Here is a 447-nt window from a genome sequence, read left to right as displayed (position 1 = left end):
AAAAAGGCGTACTATATTTCACGGTTGAAGCTCAATACAAGGATTTATATTAAGAACCCTGCGCCAGAAATGTTCAAAAACGGGACGTTAAAAAAACACACCGAATACATTCAACTCGATATGGTACAAATGATTGCTGAACTTACACCTAGTGAAACAATTGAAATTCATGAGGCTTACATTGGTCACACGCAAAAGCTGCCCACACGTGTTATCATTCATCGCTTAACTGACGATCAAACGCAAACACGCTTGAAAAAACAAGCCATTCAAGAAAAGAAGAAGGGCATTGTCATGAAGAAGAAAAGTAAACGGTTAATGGGCATGAACGTTTATATCACGAACACATCACCTGAAGATGTCCCAACGAATGACGTACATGCCCTGTATTCATTGCGCTGGCAGATCGAGATTTTGTTTAAAACATGGAAGTCTTTTTTTGAAATC

Annotated in this window: 1 protein-coding gene; it reads left to right on the top strand. The window is 38.7% G+C overall.

The window, feature by feature from the left end:
* Window positions 1-447, top strand: a 447-nt coding sequence (locus DDE80_RS14715; RefSeq protein WP_153060941.1) for a transposase, incomplete at both ends; no start/stop codon positions are given.

The sequence above is a fragment of the Metalysinibacillus jejuensis genome (assembly GCF_003057615.1).
GTDB lineage: Bacteria > Bacillota > Bacilli > Bacillales_A > Planococcaceae > Metalysinibacillus > Metalysinibacillus jejuensis.
The sequence above is the reverse complement of the archived record's forward strand: the minus strand, read 5'-3'. Positions and strand labels throughout refer to the sequence as shown.